The sequence below is a fragment of the Trueperella sp. HMSC08B05 genome, assembly GCF_001808405.1.
Taxonomy (GTDB): Bacteria; Actinomycetota; Actinomycetes; order Actinomycetales; family Actinomycetaceae; genus Trueperella; species Trueperella bernardiae.
Genome location: NZ_KV793247.1, coordinates 1 through 8,530, shown reverse-complemented (window position 1 = coordinate 8,530; position 8,530 = coordinate 1). Strand labels below are relative to the sequence as shown.

The window sequence follows — 8,530 nt, the reverse complement described above, 5'->3', positions numbered from 1 at the left end:
TCACCGTCCACCGGAATCATGACACCCCAATGTGAATTGGGCAGTGAAGTGGTTTGTCATCCTATTGACACCTTTACTACGCAACAGAATGACAACGACATTCTGTCGGCCCTTCTACGGACATCTCTTCTGCGCAGCACATGCCCCGTCGTACACACCGACGTGCTGCGCACTATCTCCGCCACTCAACAGGCCAATTCACTGCGCAACGTAGTGACACCGGCCCCGCCTAGCCGAGATTTCTTCGATTTTCGCTGAATATCAGCCGTTTACCCGCCGCCAATGACCTACGACGCCGACGGCCCCCTGTTAGGCCCGCAGAAGGCCGTACAGGGCAGGGGAGAGCAGTGCTACAACTCCATACCGCCATCACGATCACGCTGCTGTTGCTGCTGGCGGCGCTTCTCGATGCGCTCGCGTGCACGCTGCTGCGCCCCGCCCTTCTTGCCTGAGGTCTGCGACTGCCTGAACAGCGTGTAACGCTCAAGCAACTCTGGGCTGCGATGCAGTTCTTGCACCAGGAACTTCTTATCCAAGTGCTCCAACTGTTGTCCTGACTTCACCGCTTCTTCGATGATGATGGCGGCTTCATCTTCGGCCTCACTGCGTGCTGCATCGCGGATGTCTGTAGCGTCGCTCCGCGCTTCGCTACGTGTGTTTTCAGCGTCCCGCGTGGCCTCACTGCGGATCGTTTCTGCCTCACGCTTCGCCTCGTCACGTGCTTCGCTACGGATCTTTTCTGCGTCTCGTTCGGCTTGCTTACGTGCCTCGTCGGCCTTGCGAGTGATCGCCTCCGCCTCGCTGCGAGCTGCGGCTGTAATATCGCCCGCCTTGGCCCGCGCAGTCTCTTCGGCTCGTTCGAGCAGCTCGTCTGCTTGCGCTTCGGCCAGGCCCAACTCCTGCTCAGCATCCTTGCGTGCTTCGCTGCGGATCTCTTCGGCTTCTTGCTCGGCCTTCTCGCGTGCTTCCTTGAGCACACGCTCGGCAACCTCGCGAGCCTGTGCTTCAGCATTCTCCTGTACGCGCTGGGCTGCTTCGCGGGCTTCTTGCGCCTGTTCAAGTTCCTTAGCAGCCTGCTCGCGGTCACGATCAATTGCGTCCATGTCGCGCTGCACGGATCGCTTCTTGACTTCCACATCATCCTCGCGCTTGGCGAGATCGCGCTCCCGGTCTTGTTGCTCGGTGTAGCGGTCGAGGTTGAGTGACTCGTCATGACGTTCGGAGACTTCTAGTTCCACCGGATAGCCGAGCGAGTGCATGTGTTCGCGCAGGCCCCGTTGCGCGTCGATGAACTTCTGGTTACCCGAGATCTGCTTGCCCTTCTTCGGGCCGGATGTGTACCGCACTGAGGTGTCAGTGTTGTACGCGATGCCGGGGCGGCAACGGAGCTTGTCGGGATCTTCGGGCTTCGGTGAGAACGTATCCGCCTGGAACTGGATGTGTGGCGTTGATTCGTCGAAGTTCATATCACCGCCAGCGACTGCGTCGATACCGCCGGGAATGAAGTTCTCGGCGAGCCAACGCATTGACTCTTCGGGGTACTTCTTTGCTTCTTCGGAGTCGCGGGCGACATAGCGCGGACGTTTCACTTCGCGCCCGTCCCCCCTCACTGGTGTAGTAGTCGGGGATCTCCTTGCACATCGACTTCGGCAGATACACGACGAACAGCGACGTCTCGAAACTGTTCTTCTGCACGCGCACTCCGTCCATCCGAGGCGTCTACGGCCGCCACAGGGCCGTACAGCCGCTGCCACAAAGATGAACCAATCGAGTCGCGGCGCTATGTATCTGTGTCAGCAGCTGCCGCTGGATCTGCTGCGAGCGGGCGCTCGCGAAACACACGTCGCTGGCGGTGTCCGTTACATGCGGCTTACGCGCATATGGCCGCCGCGAGCGTGATACGTCTGCACCGATAGTGTGCTTGTTGCACGGGCCGATATGGAGTGTATTAATCAGGCCCGTGTCTCAACACCCGCAGCAGCATCAACACCGCCTGGCGGCGGATGGCTCGCTGCGGGATTGTAACCACCCTGCAATGACCGCCTAACGGCGGTGTCACGGTGCAGGGTGTGGCTGTGCGCACCACGTAGGCGATGTCGGTCTTGCCGTTCGGTTAGACACCTTTTGCTCGCAAGCTCGCTGCAGGTGTCTCGATGACGCGGGAAGACGCCGCAAGCGGCGTTTCCACCCGTCATCGGCCCTTACTTTAAGACCGACATACAACGGCTGACGCCGCATGTGGTGCGCGCAGCGTGGCGACCTGCAGGTTTTGCGTAGGCACCATGTGCGCTTCGCGCATCAACGGGCCGTTTCGGGTAAGGGTCGAAGACCACGTAAAGACCCGAAACACGCAGGTCGCAGCCCCCTTCTGTGTCAAAACCCCTATGAGTTTGTCGTTATAGGGGTAGAAGGGGGAAAAGGGCATAAGGGGGTGCGACGCCTCCGCTGCGCTCCGGCGCTCGGCATAGCCGAGGCACTGCACCGGGTATTACTACTCGCTGGCGCTCGCATAACCCGCTGCCCGGCGCTGGCGCGCCGCCCCTTATAGCCCCAGACTCAGACCTCGCTCGCTCGGTCTGGCTGGGTCTACCTTTCCCTCCGCTTACGCTCCGGTCAAGGTGCCCAATAGTGCAGCTGGCGCTGCACCTTATGTGATGACCCATGCTTTACGTCACGACACTGCTGACAATCCGATATATCCCGTCGATATGTAATCGGATATGCCAGCATCGATGTGTCGTGGTTGGGTCATCACGAAACGCTCCATCACGGCAAGCCTGCCGAGATGGATATTGGCGTTTCTACCGACGCGGCATAATGCGGCGTCCGCCGCATACCATCTGCCGTCGCGGTCACAACTTCAGCAACATGACTGTTGCTGAAATCTGCTCTGTCCACGCTGCTGTCTTTGCTGCACCCACGGCCCCGTCTTCGGCATATTTCACATCCACACGAAACTATGCCGGCCGGAACCGCGCATGACAGCAGCGCGACATACCGCCAGCCATGTGGCGGATGATCCAGGCGACGGGGCAGGTGCTTATATGCCCCGTCGCCAACACCGGCGCAAGCATCGTGACAGTGTCACGTGTAGCGGTGCCGCAGCCACCCGCACACACGCGAAAACCCCGCCCTTGCGAGCGGGGTGTGTGGCGACATCAAACGTGACGGCTGTACGTCGTCACGCCGCGTGGCCGTACACACATGAGGTGATTGCGTGTACGGCTAAAGGGTTAGTCGGGTACAACTTCTAGATGCCGCTTCGGCTTACTGCCCTCGGTGCTCTCAGGCGTGTCGCCGTCACCGTTCTCAGGTGTATCGCTGTCCCCTTCGGTGCTGGCGGACTTGTCACCGTCGAGATTCACCTCGAACTCTTCGGCATACTTGCGCAACTGCGCAAGGCGCTCCTTTGTCGCTTTGTGTGCACGGCGCGCCTCGTTCACGGTATCTTTTGCTTGCTGCTCATCGCGCAGCGCTGCTGCGTAATCGTCTCTGAAAGACATGGTTTGTTCTCCTTGGTTGAATGAACTGTTTATTTGGACTCGGGGCACGACGGTGGAGCGCGCGTGTGTAGTAGCACGGCCATCACCCATCAGCCCTCGCACTCAGTTCAAGACCCAGCCTGACTAGCTGAGCTAAGCGGCGGGATCTCGTCGTAGGCGGGTTTGTCCGCATTAGTGCTTCACACCGCCCAGCACCGTGACGAGCTGCTGGCGCTGCTCATCTGTCAGTTGGGGCGCTGCATTCACGACGGCATCGACGAAGCCGTCGAATAGCTGCGGGGCAGGGCGGCGTGCGGCCGCGAGGTAGGCGTCGAGATCGTCTTGGCGAATCCGATAGGCGGTGCCGAAACGGTGGAATGAAAGACGGCCCTCTTTAATAGCTTTTCGCAACGTGGACTCGGAGCCGACGCCGAGATCGGCGAGTTCCTGCAGCGTGTAAAAGCGTGGCGCGACGGCGGTAGTCGTGTCCTTTTCGGACATAGAAAAACGCTCCTGGGCAGATTGATCTGTCCCGGAGCGGGGTGCTTTACCGGCTTGCTATTCAGGCGGCTTGGAGTGCCGTGCTCAACTCGCTAGAACGGTGGTCTGCCGTCCCATCGCTTTACGGGAGCGCTTACTCCCTACCTGACCGCTTTTGTGGTTGGCAATGCCGTTGCCGACCGGTCTATCTCGTCGGAGGAACCGCGCCTATCACGGTCGAGAGGCTGTCTCTTTATGAATTATCCTCGGGGTTATCCCCCGTATGCGGCTGGCTAAACCAAAAACGAATTAAAACGCCACATACGGTCTGGGGGCCATCGTACGGAACTTATGCGTCGCGCACAATAGCCTGCGACCTAATCTTTACGAATCGAACCGAGCACGTTTCTACACGCCACGTGGCACGGCTGGGGTGTTGTGGTGGGGCAGCTGTTGTGTGGCGGCATGGTGACACGCAAGGGGCGCGCCTTTTTGTGACCTGTGACACGTCTATAGTGTGCTCGTTTCGTAGTTTTGACCTCGTTTCGTAATTTGCCGATCAAAATACGAAAAAATTACGAAACGCTCTACCTGCGGTTTCGTAGAACTACGAAAATCGGAAAACCAAATTACGAAACACGCGATAACGCTGTGACCTGCATAGACACGTCACATTTCGGCGGTGTTTCGTAATTTTGCGGTATTTCGACCCAAACCTTTTAAGAGAGAGACACAGACACGCATTGCAGGCACATGTCTACGACACAGAGCGTCCTCGTTGAGGGCACGCTGCAGGGGTTGCAGCTATGTGACACGGGACACAATCGCAATCAAGGTGTCTCTTCTTATTTAGATTTTCTTCAAAAAGTGGAAAAATTACGAAACGAAAACCATTTACGCTGCTCAACGTATGTTTTTGTGTTTCGTAGTTTTGTTCTTTTCGTTTACGAGATTACGAAATGACCCGCAAATACCTACCGTGACCTGCGGTGATGTGTTTCGTATTTTTCTGCGTAATTTCACGTCGCCCGAAGCAGACACCCTGCCGTGTGCTTGCTGCAGGGCTGCGGCCGTCCCTCCATGTGGAGCGTCAGTGTCGATGCTGTAACTTAAACGTACATACATTTGTGGCGCTCTCGTTACGTGTCTGTGCATTGCCGAGCTCTTTACTGTTGTGTGTGTGGGCGCGCAGCCGTAGTGTCCGTGCCACTCCGAGTAGGGCGCGTCGTACCCCAAACCCATGTTCAATTAAATTCCAATCCAGAGAGGTCTTGCACTGTTGCGGTGCGGTTGTCTTCTTTCTCACCGTATTGGACCCTGCGAAATTAATTGGATACGATAGGCCCATGTTGATTTCAGGTTCCGTTTTCATGCGGCCGCTCACCAGCCGCTAAGGCGGTTTTCTCCCTCCCGCAGGTTAGAAACCGCTCCGGTCCTTTAGCCGGGCGGCCATTTGCCATGCCCGGCTCCGTTTCAACTCCACGGAGCACACCTGATGTCTACATACGGATACGGCCGTCACGAACATGGCCAAAATTTTCTCACAGACCACAAGATCATCAACTCCATCGTCGATCTTGTAAAACAAACCTCCGGCCCCATCATTGAGATCGGGCCAGGAAGCGGTGCCCTCACTCACCCGATATCCCACTTGGGGAGGGCAATAACGGCAGTTGAGGTAGACGCAAAACTAGCTGCCAAACTCACAAAAAAGACCGCCTCGGCGTCGGTCGAAGTGGTCCATGATGATTTCCTCAACTTCCCGTTACCCGCCACTCCCTGCGTCATTGTGGGAAACATTCCCTTTCACCTCACCACTGCCATTCTTCGAAAGTTGTTGCATGCGCCGGCATGGACTGCCGCTGTACTCCTCATGCAGTGGGAAGTCGCTCGCCGCCGGGCCGGGGTAGGTGCAAGCACGATGATGACAGCTCAGTGGTCCCCATGGTTCACGTTTCACCTTGGTTCCCGAGTACCAAGGTCTGCTTTCCGGCCACAGCCAAACGTTGACGGGGGGATCTTAGTGATCCGCCGGGTGGGTGACCCGAAGATCCCGATAGAGCAACGCAAAGCCTTTCAGGCGATGGTGCACACCGTTTTCACCGCCCGGGGACGCGGGATAGGGGAAATTCTCCGAAGGGCAGGGTTGTTTTCATCACGTTCAGAGACACAATCATGGTTGCGCTCGCGAGGAATCGACCCCGCAACCCTACCTCCCAGATTGCACACCAGCGACTGGATCGATCTCTTCCAGGTGACTGGTTCCTCTTCACCGCGCCATCGGCCCATTTCACAATCGGGAAGTAGTCAACGCCCTCCTCAACGGAAAAATCGAGGCCGGCGGCGGTAATCCCCCCACCACCAAAACCGAAATCCACCAGTAGTAGTGAACGACCCATGTTCGTCTACCGTGAGCCGCGTTATGGCAGTGACGTGTTCTCGTCGGGCACAGTCATAGTTCCCGGCGTTGCCAGCGACAGGGTTCTACACCCAGCAGCGGGACCGATCAAAATCACCCGCACGGGGAACGACCCTGCTGGTGGTTTCGATTTTGATGAAAGCGAGGAGACATAGCCCCTCGCCAACTCCCCGTAGCTGGCGAACAGTAGCTCCTGGCGCTGGCGCTCGTTGGTGAGTTTGCGTGCCACATCGAAAGCCTTATCGACTTCCCGGTCCAAGTTGTTGTGGGCCTTGAGCAGAATTGGGTCCATCGATAACGGGTTGTAGTGCTCCGCGAGTGACCGCTGGGGGTGCCGCTCGCGTGCCCGCAGCACCAACTGTCCAGCGTCGATGATTCGCTGCTGCGCCTTCTCATCTAGTTCACACAGAGCTGGTCCGCAGTTGTAGCTCCCGATGTACTCCGAAAAACGGAAAAAATAGATAGTGGGGATACATGGAGTTGTCAGTGGGTGAATGCGCCACCTCGACTTGGAGGTTGTTGTGGCTGGTCGTTGGACTCCGAAAGATGTGAAGGCTACTTCTGTGGCGCGGCTTGTTGCAGGCGATGATGTCGGCGAGATTGCTCGTGATGCCGGTGTGGCAGAGGCCACGGTTTATGAATGGGTCAAGCAAGCAGGCGCACTCCCACCGATGAAGGCGTTGGCGCTTCAGCGCGACCAGCTCATCGACGAGGCGGTGGCGCTGGTGGCTTCAGGTATGTCGGTACCGGATGCGGCTGCGACGTTAGGCATGTCACCAGGGGCGTTGTACCAGCGGTTGGCGAAAGTCGGCGTGCTGACCGAACTGCAGCAAAAGCCCCGCATCACCCCGCAGCAGAAAGCTGACGCGGTCGCACGGGTGCTGGCTGGTGAGCCGGTTGACAAGGTTGCGGCGGCGTTCGACCGGTCTGCGAATTCGGTGTATCGCTGGGTGCAGCAAGCACGCCAGGAGAAGGCGGGCGGAAACCGTGATGCGTCACAGCGCGCGGACACGCCGGAGGCTTGCACGGTAAAACCACCTGCACACAGCAAAGTTGATTCCGTGCCAGCACCAATGAAAACACAGGCAGGTCACGCGCCTGCCGACTATGCCGAGGACCGTGTGAAAGTCGGCTGCGGGGTCCGACTGTCGTATGAAGACCGCCTGACGATCCAACATGGGTGCAACCAGGGAATGTCAGCCAGACAGATCGGAGCACTTCTGGGGCGCCACCATAGCGTGATCAGCCGGGAAATCGCCCGCAACGGGTGGGAAGTTCCCGGCGAAGACGGTGAGGCCACGGTGTACTACAACGCCCGGCAAGCCGGCCTGGGCGCCAAGGCGCGTGCGCATCGGCCGAAGGTGCGCAAGCTCGACGACAACCCGGCACTTCGTGCTGTGGTGGTGACGTGTCTTGCCCGCCGGTGGTCGCCCGGGCGCATCAGTGTGTGGCTTCAGCATGCTTTCGCCGATGATGAAAGCATGCGTATTTCCCACGAAGCGATCTACAGTGCCTTGTACATCCAGGGCAAAGGCAGCTTGCGCGCCGAGCTTGAAGCGGTGATGAAGACCCAAGATGTGCTCATCCGCGGCGGCAAGCGGCGAAAAGCCCGGCCCCGTAATGCCGGTGTGCTCACCGGTAAGCCGTGGATCAAAGGCGCTGAAATCACCAAGCGCAGCCCAGAGGCTGACGACCGGGCAATCCCCGGGCACTGGGAAGGCGATCTTGTCATCGGCACCGGCGGCAAAAGCGCGCTGATTACCCTGGTGGAGCGCACCAGCCGCTACACCCTGCTTGGTCATCTGCCCACCGAACACACATCGATGACGGTGATTGAAACGATCCAGCAGATGGTCAAAGACCTCAACGCTGAACAGCTCAAGACCATCACCTGGGATCAAGGCGTGGAAATGGCTGAAACCGCACGTGTGCGCATCAAAGACGGCTGCGAGGTGTACTTTTGCGATCCGCACGCGCCGTGGCAGCGGCCGACCAACGAGAACACCAACGGTGAGATCCGCCGCCGTTTCTACAAAAAGGGCACCGACTTCGCCGAAGTCACCCCCGAGCACGTCGCCTGGGTGCAAAACGAGCTCAACGACACACCACGACAAGTCCTTTGGGGTGTCATGATTCCGGTGGACGGTGA

At 58.4% G+C, this 8,530-nt stretch carries 6 protein-coding genes and 2 pseudogenes; 4 read left to right on the top strand and 4 right to left on the bottom strand.

All coding sequences use genetic code 11. From position 1 onward, the window contains the following. The coding region (locus tag HMPREF3167_RS09970; protein WP_210382975.1) for a hypothetical protein at positions 1-258 on the top strand (258 nt) is incomplete at its 5' end. A 92-nt stretch (positions 259-350) separates the two neighbouring features. Here the strand turns inward: HMPREF3167_RS09970 and HMPREF3167_RS05965 are convergent. From HMPREF3167_RS05965 to HMPREF3167_RS05955, 3 genes are all read right to left on the bottom strand, one after another. Continuing rightward, complete coding sequence (locus HMPREF3167_RS05965) at positions 351-1,589, bottom strand: coiled-coil domain-containing protein (RefSeq protein ID WP_210382974.1); 1,239 nt, start codon at positions 1,587-1,589, stop codon at positions 351-353. A gap of 1,644 nt (positions 1,590-3,233) precedes the next feature. Further along, entirely contained in the window at positions 3,234-3,503 is a 270-nt protein-coding gene (locus tag HMPREF3167_RS05960) for a hypothetical protein (RefSeq protein ID WP_049181627.1), read from the bottom strand. Positions 3,504-3,674: 171 nt separating this feature from the next. Beyond that, positions 3,675-3,983 carry a helix-turn-helix domain-containing protein gene (locus HMPREF3167_RS05955; RefSeq protein ID WP_024058948.1) on the bottom strand — a complete coding sequence of 103 codons (309 nt, stop codon included), beginning with the start codon at positions 3,981-3,983 and terminating at the stop codon, positions 3,675-3,677. A gap of 1,474 nt (positions 3,984-5,457) precedes the next feature. Between HMPREF3167_RS05955 and erm the strand changes: the two genes are divergently transcribed. Continuing rightward, on the top strand, positions 5,458-6,312 hold the full coding sequence (gene erm / locus HMPREF3167_RS05950) for a 23S ribosomal RNA methyltransferase Erm (RefSeq protein WP_016456425.1): 855 nt from the start codon (positions 5,458-5,460) through the stop codon (positions 6,310-6,312). 70 nt (positions 6,313-6,382) lie between these two features. On the opposite strand, the gene HMPREF3167_RS10195 is transcribed toward erm, so the two are convergent. Then, complete coding sequence (locus tag HMPREF3167_RS10195; protein ID WP_016423158.1) at positions 6,383-6,736, bottom strand: type IIL restriction-modification enzyme MmeI; 354 nt, start codon at positions 6,734-6,736, stop codon at positions 6,383-6,385. Between the two features lie 139 nt (positions 6,737-6,875). On the opposite strand from HMPREF3167_RS10195, the pseudogene HMPREF3167_RS10190 reads away from it, so the two are divergent. Together HMPREF3167_RS10190 and HMPREF3167_RS09635 are read left to right on the top strand one after the other, a co-directional pair. Next, positions 6,876-7,319 (top strand): annotated as a pseudogene (locus HMPREF3167_RS10190) (transposase); the annotation flags it as partial. 84 nt (positions 7,320-7,403) lie between these two features. Then, a pseudogene (locus HMPREF3167_RS09635) lies at positions 7,404-8,530 on the top strand (IS30 family transposase); the annotation flags it as partial.

Excerpts from the sequence above, each read along its gene's own strand:
- HMPREF3167_RS05960 (WP_049181627.1), bottom strand. The coding sequence starts at position 3,503 with ATGTCTTTCAGAGACGATTACGCAGCAGCGCTGCGCGATGAGCAGCAA.
- HMPREF3167_RS05955 (WP_024058948.1), bottom strand. The coding sequence starts at position 3,983 with ATGTCCGAAAAGGACACGACTACCGCCGTCGCGCCACGCTTTTACACG.
- erm (WP_016456425.1), top strand. The coding sequence starts at position 5,458 with ATGTCTACATACGGATACGGCCGTCACGAACATGGCCAAAATTTTCTC.